The sequence below is a fragment of the Bacillus sp. 7894-2 genome, assembly GCF_002272225.1.
GTDB lineage: Bacteria > Bacillota > Bacilli > Bacillales > Cytobacillaceae > Cytobacillus.
This window is the reverse complement of the sequence record NZ_NPDG01000099.1, coordinates 12,166-30,993: the sequence shown is the minus strand read 5'-3', so window position 1 is coordinate 30,993 and position 18,828 is coordinate 12,166. Positions and strand designations below refer to the sequence as shown.

Sequence of the window (18,828 nt, the reverse complement as noted above, 5' to 3'; positions counted from 1 at the left end):
CAGCTCGATTTCAATGTTCTGCTTTCGATGACCTTCGCTTACCAACCGTGTGATTGTCGTGCGAATCACGGACTTTAACACCTTCATTTCGACGCCACCCCGGTGCTTCCAAAACCGTTCACGCCTCGTTCGGTTTCGCGTAATTCGTCCACCTCGTTGAATCCTTCTCCTTCCTCGTCTCTTACAACCTTCGCCCGCACTCCCTGAGCCACTCGGTCTCCTCTGCGAATAAGATACGTTGGCTCAACGTACGTGCCCATCAGCGCCTCCTCTTCGATGAAATTACCTTCAATGTCTCGAGGGTACAGCGTGCAGTCTAACTGAACTCCCGTGTGATTAAAGCCGATAATCGTAGGGAACGCTATGTTATCGACTGTGACCCCGACTTCTCCGATGTACCCGGCATCCACCGTCCCAAACTGCACGCGTAGCTTCGTGTTTGACGTAATACCTGACCGCAATCTAACTTGGATCTCTTCGTCATCGGGAATCTCGAAGCCCCAACCGGTCGGTATCTTACCTGTTTCGCCTGGTCCGATTAGCGTATCTTCGGTTGATACGAGGTCGAATCCGGAATCTTTATCTTTTGCATATCGAGGCACTACTGCTTTATCGCTGAATCGTTTAATGTTCATTCGCTAACCTCCTCGAAGAGTGACTTAAGCTCTTTTTCTGCGTAGTACATCCCGGACATGACCCCTCCGAGGTAGAGCATCGCTGAAGGCAATATCATCCATACGTTATCTCCGAGAGCACTCGCGAGGAAACTCCCGAGGAAGGCCAGAATTAGCCCGATTAATCGTCTCATTTACTCGTCCTCCAATAATATCGTTATAGCTATCGGGCCTATTTCGAACTCCTCCGGCTTCGCAATGGAAAGCCGCGTGAAGCAGGCGTGGATCATATCCGTTACGTACCTCGAGTTCAATCGGTCGATAATTGCAGGTGGAGTCGGAAGAGTCGAAGATGACTCACGTATTTCCACACGGATTCTCTGCCCCTCTTGCGTCAACCTTAACGTTAACTCTTTCTGCGTCCCGTCAGGGAACACGTAGTTGAATCGCATTTACTCGTCCCCCTCATGGTACATTTCCATTGCATCGTCGAAGCCCTGCCAATTGTCAACGCCTGCTGCTTCGAGGCACTCGAGTTTGTATTGGTCATCGATTAGCTGACGATAGTGCGACTTCGTAATCGCGACTAGCTCCTCGTCTGCCGGTTTCTTTCCGATCATCGCCGCTACCTTTTCGTTGAACTCGCCCATCACTCGCCCTCCTCGTTTAATACTGCGTGCATTTCCCCGCAAACTGTCCCAGGCGTTAATTCGTCGACCCAACTACCGCAGGAATCGTTTGGTCCGACGTTACGCCATCCGTCTTCTCCCATTCCGCCATCTTTCCAGCAGCCTCCGCCTATAATGTAGTGACCGCAAGTCCAGCACGTTTTATCGTCGCTCATCTCGCAACGACCTCCATTCCGGTTACCTTTACGATAACTCCCGTATGATGACGTTTACCTCGTTTAGCTGACGCCAGGTTATCGTATGCTTTAATTCTCGGCTGAGTCGATGATCCCCCGCCGGTAGGGAATCCCGTTACCTCGCCTTTTTCGTTTACATACGCAAGGACATACAGCTCCTTCATCCGAACCCCTCCTCGATTAATTAAATAGATACTCGACTGATAACTCTTCGTCGACCACGACCATGTCCGGCTTGAGTAGCGTCAGCATCGGACCTTCCTCGCCGTACTCGATTAGCAGCACGCCGTCCCCGGCGATTACTAACGTGTCCTCGAATATGTCAATGCCGTGCTTTTCGATTAGTTCTTGTAACGTTAGCATTAAAGATTCCCCCTCGCTTCTAGCGCTGCGAACTCCGGTGCCATTTCGTGATTCCGTAGAATACCCTCAACTACGTCGACTACCGGGTGTCGCTGCGTTTCCGTAAAGTTAATATGGTCGAAGTACTCGTGTGCGTTCTCGTCGTACAACCCTTGAAGAAGTCGGTAGAATCCGTTCTGCCTCGGATCCCTCAGCGACTTAACGTCGATTTGCGAGAAGTTACCGCAGAACACGAACTTACTACCTTCACCGATTCTCGTTGCCAGGCCATGCATCGTATGTGCATCGAAGTTTTGACATTCATCGGCGAGTACAAACGCCCGGTGCTGTGTTCCGCCTCGCATCGTCTGGACAGGGTCGAAGAATATCGTCTTGCCCATGTGGTACGCCATGATTTGCGCAGGCTTATCGGACATTACCTCGAGGTTGTCGATGAACGGTCGCATGAACGGGTACGTCTTTTCGTTAAGGTCGCCGGGAATAGCGCCGACATCCTTACCCATTTGCGACTGCAATCGAGTGTAAACGATCTTGCGGTAGCGACGTTCCTCAATCGTGTGCTCAAGTCCGACTGCCTGTGCGATTAACGTTTTGCCTCCGCCGGCAGGACCGGTGATGAACGTGAATGGCTTATCGTTACATAAGGCTTGCATTGCTCTCTTTTGTTCTTCGTTACGTGAGCTGATTCCGAAGAATGACATTTGGTAGCCTCCTAGTGTTTATTTGCCTTGCTTAACGCCCCGTCACTTACTAATAGACCAATTTAATCGCTCGGTGGGACATGAATATCGTTTTTATGAATACGTTTATACCGATGTCCATCTGAGTCCCCCTCGTCAAGTACGACAGTCAACGGGTAGAAGGCGCAGTTTTCCACGCCTACTATCGTTGCCCACCCTTCGAACATGTCGGTCTTTACGTAGACACGTTTGTTCTGCTCGCTTACAAGCCACATTTCAACTGTGCTCCGCAGTTATCGCATTCCATACAGCCACCGCGTTCGATAACGTTACCTTGACGGCATATCGGACACGTATTACCTTCTTCGGTGCCGTAAACTACCGTGTCTCCTAACGGCTTGACAGGTGCCTCGTATTGTTTCTTCGGCTCGCTAGTTGCACTGTCTTCCCGAGTGTTCTCATCGGCTGTTAACGACAATACCTGGGCATCACGAGATCCGTCGACGTATACCGTACCGCCCTTAGCGCCGCCTGCATATAGTCGCTCATACACGGCCTGCACCTGTTCAACGCTGTAACCTTTCGGAGCATTAACCGTTTTACTCAGCGAGGAGTCAACGTGCTTCTGTATGGCGTTCTGGACGTCTACGTGCGCCTCAGGTGCGAGGTCCATCGCAGTGACGAAGTAATCCGGCAAGTTATCCGCATCGAATCCGAGTTCATCAACGATTGCTGCGTTAACCTCCATGAACTTTCCGAGTCGGCCCGAACGGTAATACTTAAACGCGAAGTACGGCTCAAGTCCGGTGGATACCCCGACCATGCTTCCGGTACTGCCTGTAGGAGCAACGGTCAATAGGTGAGAGTTACGGATGCCGTGGTCAAGTACACCCTGACGGATGTCTTCCGGCATTCTCGACATGTAACCGGAGTTTATGAATGCTTTACGCTTCTGTAACTCAGTACCGTTCTCATCGTCCTCTAAGAACGGGAAGCTACCTTTTTCCTTCGCTAGTTCGATGGACATACGGTATGCTTCGTGGGAAATAATCTCGAATACCTTGTCAATCACGCGCAAGGACTCGTCGCTACCGTACTCTACGCCCAGGTAAATCAGCATGTCAGCGAGTCCCATTACGCCCAGGCCGACACGTCGCTCGCCTAACGCTTGCTTCTTGTTAGCTTCGAGGAAGTACGGCGTGCTGTCGATTACGTTGTCCTGCATTCGGACGCCCACTCGAACTGTATTACGCAGCTTGTCAACATCAACTTTCTTCGTTTCTTTGTCGACCATGTTCGCTAGGTTAATGGCGGCTAAGTTACAAACGCTGTAAGGCGCCAACGGCTGCTCTCCACATGGGTTCGTACATACGACTTTCTGCCCGTAGGCTACCGCGTTCGTATCGCCGTTAGCGTTGTCAATGAAGAATACGCCAGGCTCGGCAGCGTAAGTTGCACAGATATTAATCAGATCCCACAGCGCCTTCGCCTTGATCGTACGGTAAGTTTTAACCGGCAGGTGCCACTCTCGCACGTCGCCGACCTTGTGCCAATTCTCGTTGTAGTCCGCCATTTGCTCCGGCGTGTAGTTCTCAACGTCAGGGAAGCGTAGTTCGTAGTCATCGTCATTCTCAACGGCCTCCATGAAATCGTGCGTGATTGCCACGGAGATATTAGCGCCGGACAAGAACTCCGGGTTATGGACGGAATAACGACCGCCATCGTCAAGTAGTTCCCGTGCGTACTTGATGGTTTTTTCTTCAGCAGCGTTAAGGGTCGTATACGTTCTCAATTCGTCGTAGTAAGTCAGCGAAGATGCCATCGCATCATGCTCGTCATCGCTCAACGGCGCGAACTTCAACTTTTGTTGCGCCAGGTCACGGATTTCATCGTCCTTAGTTGTCTCGATGATGAATCGTAGGATCTTCGGATTCTGCATTTTCGAGATAATGAACTCGAGGATATCCGGATGGTCCGATTGCAACATTATCATCTGTGCGCCACGCCGGGACCCGCCTTGCTCGACAAGGTGCGTTAACTTAGCGATGTCATCGAGCCAGCTGACGGACCCCGAGGATTTACCGTTAACACCTCGAGCCAAGGCGTTTCTCGGTCGTAGTGTAGAACCGTTTGTGCCAACGCCACCACCACGTGACATGATTTCCATTACTTCGTTTCGGTGAGCTCCGATACCCTCACGGCTGTCCTGCGGGTATGGCATTACGTAGCAGTTAAAGTAGGTAACGTCAGTGCCCGAGCCTGCTCCGTAGATAACACGGCCGGCCGGTATAAAATTTAGCGACGCGAGTTCCTCGTAGAACTTCTCGGCCCATTCCTGGCGTAGCTCTTCCGTTGACTCAACCGATGCTAATCCGCGAGCATTACGAGCAGCGATTTGCTCGTAGTAGATTTCAAGTGGCTTGTCGACTACCTTTCGGTGAACTACGATCTCTTCGTTGCCGATTTGATTGGCGTATGCTTCCTCGAGCTTAACCGTAACGTGACTGCCCTCGATGTGAGTGATATTACCGATGCCTCTAGCCGGGAAGTTCGGGTCTGGGTTAATCGTCAGAACCACGAGGTCGCCGACTTTCGTTGTCTTATGCTTCGTATCCTTGAACGAGTAACGGTCGAGCATGATTAGCCTCGACACGCCCTCGAAGGTTAGTGTCATGTCATCGGTGATTGCCGTCACCTGCGGAAATAATTCGATGTCTTTGTTTAACTGTGCGATGTTTACGTTCATTAAATGCCCTCCCGTTTTGATTCTAAGTCTTTAATCGCGAGCAACGTCATGTCTTCCTCGCGTTCTAGTTCGTTAAGTTGCGACTTTCTAATCGCCTGCAGACGGCGTATCTCCCGAAGTGACAGCTCCAACAACGTCAATAGATGCTCTCGCTGCTTTTCGTTCATTTAGCATCACTCTTATGCGTGTACAGCGCCACCAGGAACACTAGCACGAAGATCCACGCCATGATTGTCGGAATAGAACCGGCTTGCAGCCCGAGTCCGACCGTTAACAAGTCGGAGAAGAACGGGATGTACGCGATGACCACCCCGACGAAGTAACCGAGTAACCCCATTAACATGATGATGAACGGTAGAAGCAGTAAACTGATTAACACGCCCATTATTTAATCGCCCCCAAATCGTATTTATTTAACTTGCCGTGGATATCCGGCATCAACCCGAGCTGAATCCCGCAGGCCAATGCGATACACACCGCATCTGATTCGTCATCAGCTTTGAACTCGCCGGTGTATCCCGTTATGGCCCTGACGGCTGCCTCCGTTTCATCCTTCGATACCTTATTGCCTTTACCGACGACTAACGACTTGGCTCGCGATTGACTGATCCCGTGACCGGTCTTTCTCTTGCCTTTGCTATCGTAGTAAACGAAGGTATCGAACTCATGGTCGTGCTTGTAAACGGCACGCTCGGTGGCTGCCCATGCGCTCATTACCGGGTAATCCTGTTTCGACGACATGCCTCTAAAATCCTCGCGGTAGATATAATCGAATCCCTTCGAGACATGCTTAGCGATGAACAGCGTCGACCACGCCTCTACGATGTCGGACCGTAGAGCTAACGGTTGCTTCGACGTGGTCTTAACGTGTGACACATCGATTATCTTCGGTTTGCCTTTTTTGAATTCCACGAGCGCCACCCCGGGAGATCCAAGACTAGTGTCAAAACTGAGGATACGGGTCATCGATTGTCACGCTCATTTCGTATGCGTTCAATCTCTTCGAGGCATCGAATGTACGCGTTCTTAACGAACTGCGGCCTACCTGACCGCATGATACGGTTTTTCTTTCGCCGTACCTCCTCAACCTCGTCCTCAGTCATCTCGATAGCAATGATTGTCTTATAGTTATTGAATGTAAATTTCTCGGGATCTAACTCCGGCGGGCACATATCGTTAACTGCGACCATTACCTCAACGAAGTAATCGAATACCTCGTCTTTCATCGCCTGAGTGATTTCGACACCAAACGCCCGAATGTCCGGCGTCTTCTCGTAATCCTCAGCCGTGTATTCCCACGTCTTATGCGAGGTGTTAACGTATAAGATAATGAAGTAGTCAACGTCAAACATTTCGGCATAACTTACGCACTGCTTAACGTGTTTTTCCTCCGGCTCTCGCATAGAGTATAGCGATGTCTTAGCTGCTGACGTTTGCTTCGTCTTTATTTCGAGTCCAATTCGTATGATTTCGCCTGTTTCCGGATGGGCGTATTCCATGATTCCATCGGTAGCTCCGAACAAGTAGAACGACCAACCACCGTGAGTTACCTTTTTGTTACGCTTGGAGAATTCCTCGAACATTGGCTCGCCTTTCCTTGTACGCTCGAACCGGAACCGGGAGGGGAACGAACCCTTATTGCCGAGGTTACGCTCCATTGCGAGTACGGTTCGCTGAATCATGTCTCCGACTCGGGTACCGATGTCCTGCCACCGCCCCATGTGCGGTTGCTTACGTTGCTGATCCTTATCGGCTCGAATCGCTTTGTAATATAGCTCCCGTTTACAAGACGTCGCTGCCGACGGTGAAAAGTAAGGACGCTTCGGGAACACGTTCGGCGCATTTACGTACCACTTGTTTATCTGTTGGTCGAGCTCGTTATCCCAAACTTCCGGAAGAGAGTACCACTCGTCTAAGTGTCGTATTAAATCGTCTGCAATTTCCTGCGGGTTAATTTTCGTCAAATTATCGTCCACCTTTCGTTTTTTACTTCGCCACGTATTTGATAACCGTTACCTCTTTCGGGACTACCTCAGTTACCTCAATCCACTCGCCGTCGTATTCATAAGGAGATTCGTCTTGCATTTCCGTAGCTCCGCGTGAATAATCGGTCATGTAGGTTTTACCGTTCAGTTCGAATACACATTCATGGTATTCCGACCATCTACCTGTGTCCGTTATTTTGTCGTAAATTACGTGGGATCCTCCGATGTCGCACCCCCAGACGATGTCTTGCATACGTTCTTTTAAGATGTAAGTACGACCGTTTTCAACCTTAACGCTCTGTTCGATTTTGTACGGCATTTATTCGACCTCCGGAGAATTAGTTTTAGTACTTACCGTTACGTACTTCGAATCAAATCGCTCGTAACCGACACCTTTCGCCTGCAAGTGGGTTAACGGCTCATTCCCCTGACCGTTGTACTGCGGTTTGAAGTCAAGCCCGAATCTCTTCGCTTCTGCACGTCTCTCACGTCTGCTCATTTTCATTCACCAACGCCCCCTATCGCTTCTTTAATCGCTTCTGACGGCTGCACGCCGTACATTCTCACTGTGGATCCGTTGTCCCTTTCGATGACCAACGTAGGGACCGAAGTCACATCGTACTTTTCGACGGCCCCTTTGTCAGTTGTGATGTCTACCGTTGTATGCTCGATACCCTCACCGTTTAGAATCGTTTGAAGGGTAAGGCACGCCGGGCACCCAGGCGCGGACCTCTTAATTAGTGTTACTTTTGCCATTTAACATCGCTCCCTATCCTTCGGCTTGTTGCCGTTTAATTTGCCCTGCTTAACGCACCGTCACTTACTAATAGACCATTTCGATGCGTTCGTGGGACATTGATTACGATTTATTTGCGAACCAATCGTCGACTGTCACGCCCTCGCCCCATCTGCGCATTATCTCGATATCTGTACCGTTCGGCACAACGTCGCCCCACGGATAGCTGTTTAACATGATGTCTCGGATAACTCCGATATCCTCACGAGTGAAGTCCTCGGGGATCTCGAATATCAACTCGTCATGCACCGATGCCCATAGCGCCCAGCCCTCGCGTTTCTCGCACTCCTCGTGGGCTCGAATCATCGTTACTTTCGTTTGAATCGAGGAGCTACCCTGGACTCGCGCATTCGTACCCTGACGCATTGCTCTGCCGATTCTGGCGTTGTGCTTACGAGCTTCCTCGAACTTAGGGTCGTTGTACTTGCCCCACGGTATTTTCTTCCGGGATAACTTACCGTCAGGTAAACGGCGTTTCCTCGCCTTTTTATCGGCCCATACGTATCCGTACTTCTTAACGAATTCCTTATTCGCTTCGAGCCAGGCGGCTAGTTTCGGCATGGAACCGAAGATTTCCTCTTTGAACTTGGTTGCCGAATCCTTATCGGTGCCTAGCATTTCTGCGAGTGAGAAATCGGACATTCCGTAGAGGGTCGCAAGCCAAACGACTTTCATCTGCTTACGCTCTTTCGTATCACTGCCGTCCGGATTCTTGTAGACTTCCTCGTACGGTCGCTTGTAGTACGTTGCTGCCATCATTGCGTATGGATCACGATTGGTCAGGAACGCATCGATTAGCACAGGCTCGCCGGACATGTACGCAACGCATCGGATTTCCTGCGCCTTAAAGTCGGCACCTACGAGTACCTTGCCTGGCGGTGCTACGAACATCGGACGTGCTTCCTGCGGTTGGTTCTGTACGTTGAACCCTTGGTTCGTTTTGTCTTCCTCGTCCTTGCCGGAGCTGAAGCGACCTGTTACGGTGCCCATCGGATTGAATCGTGAATGCCAACGTTTAGTAGTCGGATTCTGCTTCGTAGGCAAGGCGTTGATATACGTGCCGGTTAGCTTCGTTATTTCCTTGTACGATAGAAACTTATCGACAATGTCGTGCTTTTTACGCAACGGCTTTAACGTTTTCTTCGCGTCCATATTCGGTAAGTTCTTCTTGATTGCTTTCGACATGGCCGGTCGTACTTGCTGCGTGGAGTTAATGTTAATCGGCTCGTCGCTGTCGTGGTATGGCGTTAGTAGCTCGATTAATTCCGCAAGTAGCTCGTCAGCCTGTTTGTTCAACTGATCCCCGTACTCCTTAGCGAAGTCCAGGTCGAGCACATACCCGTTAGCCTCGAGTGCTACAATAACGTACAGCAACGGTATTTCCACGGTCGCATAGTAGTCGTAGATTGAAGGCATCTTAAGAAGGTGCTCACGTTGGAACTCATACAGTCGCCACGTTAAGTGCGTATCTTTCGCTGCGTACACAAGGGCTATGTCGAGGGGAACATCAGCAAACTGTGCGTTCTTGCCGAATAGCTCCGCAAAGGTGTCGGATTCAGCTAGGAGGTACTTAGGCGCGAGGTCCTTTAACTTAAACGAATCCTCGTTCTCATTCAGCAAGTGCATCGCGGTCATCGTATCCCAAACAACCCCGAGTAAGTCCGAGCCGTGTCGTCTGAACATCGCGATATCGAATATGGCGTTGTGTGCGACTTTGTGTTTACACTTATCGTACAGAAACGGCCTAAGTCGCTTGAGCACGTAATCACGTTTTAGCTGCGGACCTTCTACGTTATGGGCTACAGGAATATAAACGTGCTTGCCGATTTCCGCCAGGGGCACGACGCTGATAGTCGGGAATGTAATCGAGATCCCGACAATTACGTCAGAATACACGTCTACTCCCGTTGTCTCAGTATCGATAGCTACGATAGGCTCCCGCGACCAATCCGAGCACACTTCGTCTAGCTGCGCTTCTGCCGTTATTAGGAAGTAATTGGCCGGCATGTTCTTCACCATGTTGGTCAACGTTTCTTCTCGTTTGCGCTCACGGAGTTGCTCGTACAGGCGATCCATTTCGGCAGCTGACAACTTTCCCTGTTTCTTGCCAGGCTTTACCGGTTCACGGCCGATGTCTCCGGACTGTAGCGCCTCGTATACCTCGGTTAGCCGTTGTTGCTTCGGGCCACCCCCGGTGTAGGCTTTCGATGCTTTGATTCGTGCCCACGCTTCTTCCAACGTTTCATCGTTGCTACGCTTACGGGACTCAGCTTCGCGGGCCCGTTGCTTACCTTCGTTGCCCGCGTCGCTTACGTCACCTTTCAATTTGATTTCGCCGATTTTAATTCGTTTACCCATCGAACCACCTCGCTAATTACTGGTCTTTGCGGTCAGTTGCTTTCGCGACTAGGATTACGTTTTTATCGTCAACATACTCGCCTTCGCCATCTCCATCAACGATGAAGTATTCGCCGTCCTCGTCTAGGCCGTCTTCGATAACCCCGAAGTAGGAAGTGTGGCCCTCAACGCGCACGAGGTCGCCTTCCTCGATCTTCATAGTCCCCTCGATCGCCATCGGCGCAGGCTCGCTGATTACCTCGTACTCTCGCTTATCTATCATGTCCGGCTGTCCGGATACCTCAACGTCTCCTTCGAACGTACTGCATAGTCCTGTAACTGTGAACACGTCGCCGTTCTCGAAGTCTTGGCCGTTGATCGGATTTGCATTAACGATTAGGATACGCTCGCCAACTTTAGCGTGACGTTTCACCGTTTCGTACTCCGGCTTCGATATAACGGATTCCACTTCCGCATCAGTTGCTTTACGCACGTTCTCACCGTCGATATACCCTCTATCGCGTCCCGTCGTAAGATTATGGATCGAAAACTCGAAGCACCCACTTGGACTACGCCCGCCTACCAACTTGAGCACGTCGCCTTCTTTGTGCTCGTTAATGGAATTCGTTACGACAACGTAGTCCCCGACCTTCACCGGCTCGTGTGCTTCTTCCACGGAAACCCTCTCGAGGTCTTTACGTGCTACGTTCCAACGCTCTTTACCGTCAAGTGAGTCGCACATGAACCCGTCGCCCCACATAGTCGCTTTTTTGTCTAACTTGACGATTTGACCGATTGCAAAGTCGTGCTCCCCTGGGTTAATTCCGGAAGGCCAATTACCTACCACTTTCGCGTAATCTCCGACTTTTAACGGTTCCGTCGCTTCCTCAACGACTAACTCGACTTCATCGATATACATAATAGTGCCGTGTTCTTCTACGAATAGGAACTCCGGGTCCTCATCGATTCGGGATACCGTTAGCACATCTCCGTTCTCGTACTTACCGAACGGAAACATTGCGTTTACCACTTTTACTTTATCTCCAACGTTTAAGTTTGCCATTTAACATCGCTCCATTTCGTTTAATATTCGTTAGACCTCGAATACATTTAGCCGTGCGTACCATTCCGCCACTCTATCGGGATTCTCCGCGATGTAAGTCGCCAGGCACTCGCTGTCACAGTAATACTGCTCGAAGTTATCGTCATATATCTGCGGGTTTGGGCTATTGCACGAGGCTACCGCGCAGTGGTTAACCGGCTCAGCCTCGAAGCCTCCTCGTTCTGTGATGTCGGGGATATGCGTCATTGCGCTACCCCCGTCGGCTCCACCCATTCGTCGTTGGTGAACCGTATCCAACGTTTGGCTGCCGATGAATCCTTCGCCCAATACTCTCGCTTTCCGCTGCATTCGAACATGTAAACGTCCTGACCCTCAACACCAATAATGTAATCGGAATCCTGGGGTGTGTACGCTTCACCGTTGCCTTTCTTTGAGTAAACGACCATTTCGTTGCCTCGATCTTCACGACGTCTAATCGTTTTGACCTGCGCTGTCTTAAACTCGTTTGTTAACGGATCCCTTATCACCAAATCGTATACCTCGTCAACTGCGGGGAACGACACTTCCCATCCGTTGGATAGGAGTGCCATTGCCGCGGTTAACTCGGAGATTGTGCCTTTAACTTGCGTCTCGTGCGCCATAGTAAAACCTCCTCGTTTTGATTGCCGTGTCTTATACGTCGATTAAAAACCTAAGTCGTCTTCCTCCGGCATATCATCTTCGATTGGCTCGGCGCTGTCGTCGACTGCTTCGTCTTCCTCCTCCTCGGCTGCCGGCAGTACCGACTTATCGACTTTACCTTCGGTAGCTTCACGTAGAATCTCGATGATATCGGACTCTTCGCGGAAGTTCGCTAGCTCTTCGTAGTCGATTTCCGTCTGGTCGATTTTCGCAGCTGCCGCCTTGATAGCGTCGATTTTAGCCTCGTCGTCCAGGTCGGAGCTTCCGATAGTGTACGTTTTATCCGCCTTGCTAATCGTTACGATGTCGCCTACCATCGTGTACGACTTATCGAACTTACGTACGGCTTTCTCGGCTTTTTCCATGTCGTCCATGAGGTTATTAACGTGGAACTCTTTTAAGTCGAGCACACGCCATGTCTCGAGCGCAACGTCGTACACCGGCACCATGAAGTACAGCACGCGCTTGGCCTTCGCTTTGTCCGAGATACACACCTTTGGGTTAGGCTTCGCGAACTTCGTGAACATTTCGTCTGCTTCCTTCTCAGTATCCGGAGCTTTACGTGGCGAGTTCAAGCACGTATGTTTCTTAACGTAAGTTGCTCGAGTAGCGAAGTCCCCGTCTTCATGTACGTAGTAGAAGAACCACAGGTTGGGATCACGTAGGATAACGAAGTCCTTACCATTTGCTAACTCCTGTCCTAGACGTACGTAACGAGTAACACCCTCGGGCAAGCCCGCGTTGATACCGCCTGATGCTGCTTTCTCACGTTGTTCCTCACGTTTTTTCAATCGATCTCTTAAGCCCATTAAAATTGCCCCTTTCGGTAGTTACGTTTTATTTTCGCAGGTAATTCGGTGCGCACCGTTTTATCACCTGTCGCAAAACACGAGTCTCTACAGCCGAAACTACAACGGCGACTTAAGTGATGCACAGCGTCATAGCGACTTGTTTACTTAACGACTGTCCTCGTGTTCTCCGGCAGGCGGGCGAGGTTAACTCGCCAGGTCCATTACACTTCCACCCCGTACTGACTCGCAGCTTTACGAATCAATTTTAGTTCCGTAACGATTTTATCTTTTTCATCGATGGCTTTCGTTAACTTATCGCCCAACATCGCCTTTATTTTCGGATTACGCGCCTTTAGCATGTTAAGGTTGATTTCAGCGACCGTAATTTCGGCCTTACGCAATGCTCGTTCATTGACCGCTAGTAGCTTCGATACTTCCTTCGCTAATACGTTACCGAACTTTTCTAGGAACTTTTGCTCGCCATCCGAGAACTGTACCGTGATTAGCACCCCGTTAGCTACGATTAGCTCAGCGTTTCCGCATCGGTAGTACAACTTTCCATTTGGCTCCGTTTTGACTAATGTCCCATCGGTCATCTTCGACTGTGCCCAAGAATACGCCGCCCGTTCAGAGTCGATACCGAATCGTTGTCTTAATCTAGTTTTAGCGTGGTCAGAGATACGTAGCTTCATCGTCATGCTAATCGAACTCCTTTCAACGGTAAAGTTACGTAGTCCATCGCGTCATTATCGGCTGGAATCTCGCCTTCGTACAGGTAATCCGGTTGACTTTTCGATAACTCTTCGTCTAAAATCGCCTTACTTGCGTTTAAATTGTTCATGTCCGCCACTTCCTTCACGATTTTGTAACAAAAATGTAATGAGTTTTGCTTGCATTTTAAGCATATTTATTGTTTACGTTTTGTATAATTAGGTTATAATAGTAGATGAACCGGAGGAGCGCTAGCCCCTCGTGGTCTCATATTGATAATAATTCTTTGCAATCGGTCTTGAAGCGTTGAATAAATTTGCGGTGAGATTCCGCCTTACCTCCGTATAACTGCGCCAACAGTTCGGAGATTGATTTATCTTCTGCGCCTCGTGACCACTGTAGTAGAATGGTTTCCTTTTTCGGGTTGCCCTGCGCCAACAGGGTGACTCTTTCTTTGAACATTACATAATCTTCGGTTCGTCCGTCAGCTTCGAATTGATAGCCGAGATCCTCGTCTCCATTTCCTTCGAGGGCTACCATCGATACATAATTATCTTTCTTTCGACTGTTTCGTCGGATGAATCGTGCTTTACTTTGAGAAATAATTGTTTTAACAGCTGCGAGGAAATCGTGTTTTCCGTATTCGAAGCTGTCAATTTGTCGTTGAATCTCTCTTACTACCCGGCAGTCAAACTTGGTGAAATCGTCTACAAACGGCTCAACCTCTTTTGATGCTCGCTCGATTAACGGGTTAACTGCGTTGAAAAGATCGGCTAATGCTAGTTCGCTTCCGTTTTGGTACGCCAATACCAATTCGTTTAGCTTTGTTTTGTTCATATTCATCGTCTCCTTTTGTCCTACACTTACTAATAGACCAATTCAGCCACCGTGTGGGACATTTAATTTTAACTTTTTTGAAGAAGTTTTCCTGGGATGGAAAATGTTGTCCTTCACACTTACGATAGTACAGGTAAACAGGTATGTTCGTAATGAGGACAAAGACCCAATTAATGAAAATAGTTCCAAAGGAGGAGAATATTTTCCGGTGATTAGTTATAAACCTTTAAGATTGACTCTTGTTCACAAGGGGATGACGATGACCGACCTGGACAGCGTTAAAGGCGGACCGTTAAACACGCGCACAGTTTCGAAGTTACGTAACGATAAAACTATGAATCTCGAATCTATCGCTAAGATATGTAAGTTCCTCGACGTGCCTATCGAGCAAGTAGTCGAGGTTCTACTAACTGACGAAGATTGACGCCCTTTACATACGCTTCATTAGAGTCGTTGTACGGGTCGGGGATCTTAACGGATTCTACTGCCATGTAGCCCCGTAATCCTGCCCGTAGCAGACGTCCCATCTTAGCGCCAGGACCGTCGTTGTCTTCGGCTTTAATGATTCGCTCAATCGGGCTGCGCCGAATGATATCGATTTGCTCACGAGTTACTGCTGTACCACCGAGGGCAATCGCAGGCACTCCGCAGCTGAGCCAACTAAGTGCGTCGATTTCTGCCTCACACGCTACGACCGTTTTCCAATTGCGGGCGTATGCCTTATCGATTCCATAGACGAGTGTGCCGATAGGTGCCCCGCCCTGAACGTACCAAAACAGCTTACCGTTAATAGTACGGAACTTTGTGTTGGCGAGGGATCCATCGGCGTGTCTCCACGGTATTGTGATCGCTTTCGAATCTCGGCAGTAACCGATACCTGCAAACCGTTGTATCTGCTCGGTGATTCCCCGCCCTCTCAGGTACGGGTTCCGGTAGCGATACGGTTCGAGGTACTTTTCCTCTAAGACTATTCGACTACGTTGAGTGCGCAAAGATACGGAGGGGACCTCAATACGCTCACCTGGGCGCAGATCCCGCACTCCGTAAGTATTGCATAGGTATTCAATAGTTTCGTCATAGGTTTCATTTCGCAGGAAAGCGAGGAGCTTTGCGAGATTGCCAGACGCGTAGTTTTCATCGAACGCACCCGAGTCTCCCCACGCTCCATTCTCGTAGAATACGAAGAAGGACGGATGATGCTCGTCTCGGAACGGGGAAGCCGCGATTAGCCTGTCGGATTTCCACGTTGCTCTGTGCCAAGTAAAATTTGTAAGCAATTCTATTATATCCATATTTAGTAAGTGCCCGTCAATACTTACTTTATTCACAATTTTTACCTCCCTTGCCGCAAAATAGGATACCTTGTTGCGTATTTTGTTCGGATAGTGTATTAATCTTCTTTGTTCATTTCCTCGATTAGTAAGTTTTCTAAGTCTAAAACCGATGTATCATAGCTATTCAAACCTTTATTATCCATAAACCTACCGATTTCCATCAATAAATCCAAAGGTTCCATAATAATTCCTCCTTGTTTCGTATTTTATGTCAAGGGCGCACTAGAACGCCCCTTCGATTTGTTCCGCAAGGTCCATCGCTTCACGCTCGTCGATTTCGAGCTCTTTAATGATCCCGTATTGCGGTAGGTACATGATTTCGGCGACTACGCCTTCTCCGCCGTCACGTCCCTTGTTTAATCCGACAAGTCCGCGTCCTTCCATATAGTTCGTATCAACTGCGATCAATAACGCCGCGTCCTGCAGTAGTTGCTTTGTCTTCGATACTTCCTTACGTTTAGGTAAGCGTAGTTCCCGGTTACCTGCGTCATCTTCGGTTTCTTCTGTTTCGTCCGCCTGGGTGATCGTTAGTACCGTGATGCCTGTACGGCCGGCTAACTTACGCAATAATTCGGATGTCTTCGCTGCATCCCCGCCTTTCGTCTTCGAGGTGTTCACTTCGTAATCGAGGTAATAGAAAGGATCGAGTAGCACAACGTCGGCTTCATTTTGGATAATATCGGACTCTAATGCTCGCAAACTGCGGTCGTCAAAGTCCTCGTCGTCAACGCCCTTTACGATGATGTTTCCGGCCAGAGTATCGTTGAGCGACCGGATAAAGTCGAATAGCTTTTCTTCGAATGCCTCGCTCAGCTGGCCCATACGCATGTCACGGGAGTTAAACCCTACATCCATATTAACCCCGTTGATTTCGGCAGTAGCAACGTCCCCTACGGACTGCGAGTACATCGTGAACAAGCGAACGATTACCTCGTACCATCCCATTTCCATCGACCAGATAAGCACGTTAGCGCCCTGCTCCGCGAGGTACAGCGCTTCCCTCAGTGAGAATGCGGACTTGCCTCGGCCTGACTTGCCGTAGATAACGTACACATTGGACGAAACATACCCGCCTGACGCCTCGTTAATGGTCGGCAGCACCGAGTTCCACACTTTGAAAGACTCGCCCGACTTGCGACTTTTGTACTCCTCGATAATCTTTTCGGCATCTTTCTTAACGTCAATTCCCGATTGCCCTCGAACGCTTGTTCTCATTTTAACCTGCTCGAGTTCCGAAATCAAGTAGTCGATGGCAACATTTCCATCTTTTTCATTGATAACGTCTTCAAGCGTCGGCTTCTTCGATTTTCCCTTTGCGTCCGGCTGCCCCTCGATAATATCGATAATACCCTTTTTCGCCGAGAACGACTTGAGCTCCTGGACCATGTAACGATACGAGTCGGTAACATTTTCACGGTAGTAGAAGTCCGGGTACTTTTCGACAACTGTTCGATAATCTGGTGTTTTATGTCGGTTTGATTTCGAGTATTCCATGATAAAATCGTATACTTGACGCTCAAGGTCGGTAGGGAAGTCCGTGCGATCCACGTTGAACTCCCGTACCGCCATCGTTGAACCATCGTCTAGTAAGCGTGATAAAAACTGCTCGCCATATGCCGGCATCTAATCGCCCTCCTTTTCGTTTTGCTGCAAAGTATGTTCGTACTGCGACATTAAAAGCCTATTGTTTCACCATCATAAAATCGGAAATATTCTGTACTATAAGTTTCCTCAACACCTTTGTCGTTTACGACATTTACAAAATTTCCGTAACCCATATCCTTTGCCACATAAACTCTATTGCGAGTTAAATCAAAATCAGTATCTTCCGCAACAAGTAAATCAAAAGGTTTAATTATTCTTTCTGATTCATAACAATTCATCGTTTTTCGCTCCTTCGCATTTTATGTCTACTACGTCACATTTTAAATCCGTTAGCCTTATCGACGGCCCACGCGAGCCCCCACCCGACGGCGGCGAGGCAAGCGATAACGATTAGCGCGGTCAGGCCCCGTCACCTTCGATCTGCCTAACGTTTACCTCGTAGTTTCCTTGGATTATCGATTTGTACTGATGGTACCCGAACATCAAGTCCTCGATGGCGCATTCTAGCGCAGTCTCGTTAAATACGTGGGCATCTCGTTCTACATTCTCCGGAAGCTCCTCGTACTCTACTTCCACGATAAATACCTTCTTCATGCCCCGTCCTCCTCGATTAACTCCGGCTCAGGCCGTTCGCCCCCGAGATCTCCGCCTGCTTCACGAATCGCTGTGCCTGCGTTAAACAGCGCCTGCTCCGATTTGTACAGTTTCATAGTGGCCTCGGCGGCCTCGACGTCGCCTTCCTTCGTATACTCGTTGAAAATGTCGAGTAGCTCGTCAGCTCGTTTTGCCCACGCCTTCCTACGCGCTACCTCCGCCTTTTCCGCAGCTCTGTGCCCCTTCGGCTGGACTTGCTTACCGTTTTGATTTGACATTTCCATCGCTCCCCTTTCGCTTGATTCGGTTTCTTCACCCCAAACAGTCATCGTCGGATATTCCAATTCGATTAGCCAGCACTCAGCGATTAAGTCGTCGTTGTGTCGCAGCTTGTATCGGTAGCAACTGTCCTCGTCGTCCCATTGTACGGATTCGATGATGTATACGAACGGACCTGACTCAATGTCGTAGTCAACGTAATCTTCCGTATAAGGGTTCCACGTTAGTACCTTGCCGCCTGGCGAGTATGCCGGCTTGAGTTCGGTGCCATCGTCAGCGTCGATCCACTCGAATCCCTCCTCGAATTTCTTTTCTTTTCGAGCCCACCGAACGGCTGCGAATGACGCAACTGCCGATACAAGACCGATTAAAAGTCGTTTCATTGCTTCGCCCCCTCTGCCTTTTTGCCTGTGATTTCCTCGGCGTAGTCGAGTAGCAAACGGTCGACTAATGAGCCGATACTTTCGTTTTCCTTATCTATTCCGTAATGGTCCGAGGCTTCGTAAATAGCGGTTATCAGGCGCATTTTATTGATCGAAATCATCCC

30 protein-coding genes are annotated in these 18,828 nt (G+C 49.4%); 1 reads left to right on the top strand and 29 read right to left on the bottom strand.

The features are described 5' to 3' along the window. Window positions 1-83: 83 nt before the first annotated feature. The 22 genes from CHI10_RS14670 to CHI10_RS14565 all read right to left on the bottom strand — a co-directional run bounded on the left by CHI10_RS14670 (window position 84) and on the right by CHI10_RS14565 (window position 14,469). Window positions 84-635 carry a dUTP diphosphatase gene (locus tag CHI10_RS14670; RefSeq protein WP_095244979.1) on the bottom strand — a complete coding sequence of 184 codons (552 nt, stop codon included), beginning with the start codon at window positions 633-635 and terminating at the stop codon, window positions 84-86. Then, window positions 632-808, bottom strand: coding sequence for a hypothetical protein (locus tag CHI10_RS22410; protein WP_179289043.1), 177 nt, complete (start codon window positions 806-808; stop codon window positions 632-634). The genes CHI10_RS14670 and CHI10_RS22410 overlap by 4 nt, the downstream gene beginning before the upstream one ends. Then, complete coding sequence (locus CHI10_RS14665; protein WP_095244978.1) at window positions 809-1,066, bottom strand: hypothetical protein; 258 nt, start codon at window positions 1,064-1,066, stop codon at window positions 809-811. Continuing rightward, window positions 1,067-1,264 carry a hypothetical protein gene (locus tag CHI10_RS14660; protein ID WP_095244977.1) on the bottom strand — a complete coding sequence of 66 codons (198 nt, stop codon included), beginning with the start codon at window positions 1,262-1,264 and terminating at the stop codon, window positions 1,067-1,069. After that, window positions 1,264-1,458: a hypothetical protein gene (locus tag CHI10_RS14655; protein WP_095244976.1), complete on the bottom strand. Its 195-nt coding sequence runs from the start codon at window positions 1,456-1,458 to the stop codon at window positions 1,264-1,266. Before CHI10_RS14655 ends, CHI10_RS14660 begins: the two co-directional genes overlap by 1 nt. Continuing rightward, the gene (locus CHI10_RS14650) at window positions 1,455-1,643 is read right to left on the bottom strand and encodes a hypothetical protein (RefSeq protein ID WP_095244975.1); all 189 of its coding nucleotides are present in this window, start codon (window positions 1,641-1,643) and stop codon (window positions 1,455-1,457) included. Before CHI10_RS14650 ends, CHI10_RS14655 begins: the two co-directional genes overlap by 4 nt. Before the next feature lie 16 nt (window positions 1,644-1,659). After that, on the bottom strand, window positions 1,660-1,842 hold the full coding sequence (locus tag CHI10_RS14645) for a hypothetical protein (protein WP_095244974.1): 183 nt from the start codon (window positions 1,840-1,842) through the stop codon (window positions 1,660-1,662). After that, complete coding sequence (locus CHI10_RS14640; protein ID WP_095244973.1) at window positions 1,842-2,543, bottom strand: PhoH family protein; 702 nt, start codon at window positions 2,541-2,543, stop codon at window positions 1,842-1,844. The genes CHI10_RS14645 and CHI10_RS14640 overlap by 1 nt, the downstream gene beginning before the upstream one ends. A 241-nt stretch (window positions 2,544-2,784) precedes the next feature. After that, a complete protein-coding gene (locus CHI10_RS14630) occupies window positions 2,785-5,268 on the bottom strand; it encodes a vitamin B12-dependent ribonucleotide reductase (protein WP_095244971.1) in 2,484 nt (827 codons plus the stop codon). Next, window positions 5,268-5,435: a hypothetical protein gene (locus tag CHI10_RS22405; protein ID WP_179289042.1), complete on the bottom strand. Its 168-nt coding sequence runs from the start codon at window positions 5,433-5,435 to the stop codon at window positions 5,268-5,270. Before CHI10_RS22405 ends, CHI10_RS14630 begins: the two co-directional genes overlap by 1 nt. Further along, complete coding sequence (locus CHI10_RS14625) at window positions 5,432-5,653, bottom strand: hypothetical protein (RefSeq protein ID WP_095244970.1); 222 nt, start codon at window positions 5,651-5,653, stop codon at window positions 5,432-5,434. Before CHI10_RS14625 ends, CHI10_RS22405 begins: the two co-directional genes overlap by 4 nt. After that, entirely contained in the window at window positions 5,653-6,180 is a 528-nt protein-coding gene (locus CHI10_RS14620; protein WP_286137374.1) for a RuvC family protein, read from the bottom strand. The genes CHI10_RS14625 and CHI10_RS14620 overlap by 1 nt, the downstream gene beginning before the upstream one ends. Window positions 6,181-6,230: 50 nt before the next feature. Then, the gene (locus tag CHI10_RS14615) at window positions 6,231-7,232 is read right to left on the bottom strand and encodes a hypothetical protein (protein WP_095244968.1); all 1,002 of its coding nucleotides are present in this window, start codon (window positions 7,230-7,232) and stop codon (window positions 6,231-6,233) included. A 22-nt stretch (window positions 7,233-7,254) separates the two neighbouring features. Then, window positions 7,255-7,572, bottom strand: a complete 318-nt coding sequence (locus CHI10_RS14610; protein ID WP_286137373.1) for a hypothetical protein — start codon at window positions 7,570-7,572, stop codon at window positions 7,255-7,257. Then, a complete protein-coding gene (locus CHI10_RS14605; RefSeq protein WP_142301777.1) occupies window positions 7,573-7,752 on the bottom strand; it encodes a hypothetical protein in 180 nt (59 codons plus the stop codon). Window positions 7,753-7,754: 2 nt separating this feature from the next. Continuing rightward, the gene (locus CHI10_RS14600; RefSeq protein ID WP_095244966.1) at window positions 7,755-8,009 is read right to left on the bottom strand and encodes a thioredoxin family protein; all 255 of its coding nucleotides are present in this window, start codon (window positions 8,007-8,009) and stop codon (window positions 7,755-7,757) included. Between the two features lie 103 nt (window positions 8,010-8,112). Then, window positions 8,113-10,407 (bottom strand): DNA polymerase, encoded by a 2,295-nt coding sequence (locus CHI10_RS14595; protein ID WP_095244965.1) that lies wholly within the window; start codon window positions 10,405-10,407, stop codon window positions 8,113-8,115. Window positions 10,408-10,423: 16 nt separating this feature from the next. After that, window positions 10,424-11,449 (bottom strand): hypothetical protein, encoded by a 1,026-nt coding sequence (locus CHI10_RS14590; protein ID WP_095244964.1) that lies wholly within the window; start codon window positions 11,447-11,449, stop codon window positions 10,424-10,426. A gap of 242 nt (window positions 11,450-11,691) precedes the next feature. Next, entirely contained in the window at window positions 11,692-12,090 is a 399-nt protein-coding gene (locus CHI10_RS14580; RefSeq protein WP_095244962.1) for a group I intron-associated PD-(D/E)XK endonuclease, read from the bottom strand. A 42-nt stretch (window positions 12,091-12,132) separates the two neighbouring features. Continuing rightward, complete coding sequence (locus CHI10_RS14575; protein WP_095244961.1) at window positions 12,133-12,939, bottom strand: single-stranded DNA-binding protein; 807 nt, start codon at window positions 12,937-12,939, stop codon at window positions 12,133-12,135. Window positions 12,940-13,142: 203 nt separating this feature from the next. Continuing rightward, window positions 13,143-13,619, bottom strand: coding sequence for a hypothetical protein (locus CHI10_RS14570; RefSeq protein ID WP_095244960.1), 477 nt, complete (start codon window positions 13,617-13,619; stop codon window positions 13,143-13,145). A gap of 280 nt (window positions 13,620-13,899) precedes the next feature. After that, window positions 13,900-14,469, bottom strand: a complete 570-nt coding sequence (locus tag CHI10_RS14565; protein WP_095244959.1) for a hypothetical protein — start codon at window positions 14,467-14,469, stop codon at window positions 13,900-13,902. A gap of 103 nt (window positions 14,470-14,572) precedes the next feature. Between CHI10_RS14565 and CHI10_RS22885 the strand changes: the two genes are divergently transcribed. After that, entirely contained in the window at window positions 14,573-14,893 is a 321-nt protein-coding gene (locus tag CHI10_RS22885) for a helix-turn-helix domain-containing protein (RefSeq protein WP_095244958.1), read from the top strand. Here the strand turns inward: CHI10_RS22885 and CHI10_RS14555 are convergent. The 7 genes from CHI10_RS14555 to CHI10_RS22400 form a co-directional block, all read right to left on the bottom strand. Then, the gene (locus CHI10_RS14555) at window positions 14,850-15,797 is read right to left on the bottom strand and encodes a toprim domain-containing protein (protein ID WP_095244957.1); all 948 of its coding nucleotides are present in this window, start codon (window positions 15,795-15,797) and stop codon (window positions 14,850-14,852) included. The genes CHI10_RS22885 and CHI10_RS14555 overlap by 44 nt on opposite strands. A 62-nt stretch (window positions 15,798-15,859) precedes the next feature. Continuing rightward, window positions 15,860-15,985 (bottom strand): hypothetical protein, encoded by a 126-nt coding sequence (locus CHI10_RS22705; protein ID WP_286137372.1) that lies wholly within the window; start codon window positions 15,983-15,985, stop codon window positions 15,860-15,862. Between the two features lie 40 nt (window positions 15,986-16,025). Next, complete coding sequence (locus CHI10_RS14550; protein WP_095244956.1) at window positions 16,026-17,426, bottom strand: DnaB-like helicase C-terminal domain-containing protein; 1,401 nt, start codon at window positions 17,424-17,426, stop codon at window positions 16,026-16,028. 50 nt (window positions 17,427-17,476) lie between these two features. Then, the gene (locus CHI10_RS14545; protein ID WP_095244955.1) at window positions 17,477-17,686 is read right to left on the bottom strand and encodes a hypothetical protein; all 210 of its coding nucleotides are present in this window, start codon (window positions 17,684-17,686) and stop codon (window positions 17,477-17,479) included. A gap of 121 nt (window positions 17,687-17,807) precedes the next feature. Next, window positions 17,808-18,002, bottom strand: a complete 195-nt coding sequence (locus CHI10_RS14540) for a hypothetical protein (protein ID WP_095244954.1) — start codon at window positions 18,000-18,002, stop codon at window positions 17,808-17,810. Continuing rightward, a complete protein-coding gene (locus CHI10_RS14535) occupies window positions 17,999-18,664 on the bottom strand; it encodes a hypothetical protein (RefSeq protein ID WP_095244953.1) in 666 nt (221 codons plus the stop codon). The genes CHI10_RS14540 and CHI10_RS14535 overlap by 4 nt, the downstream gene beginning before the upstream one ends. Beyond that, the gene (locus CHI10_RS22400; protein WP_179289040.1) at window positions 18,661-18,825 is read right to left on the bottom strand and encodes a hypothetical protein; all 165 of its coding nucleotides are present in this window, start codon (window positions 18,823-18,825) and stop codon (window positions 18,661-18,663) included. Before CHI10_RS22400 ends, CHI10_RS14535 begins: the two co-directional genes overlap by 4 nt. Window positions 18,826-18,828: the final 3 nt, after the last annotated feature.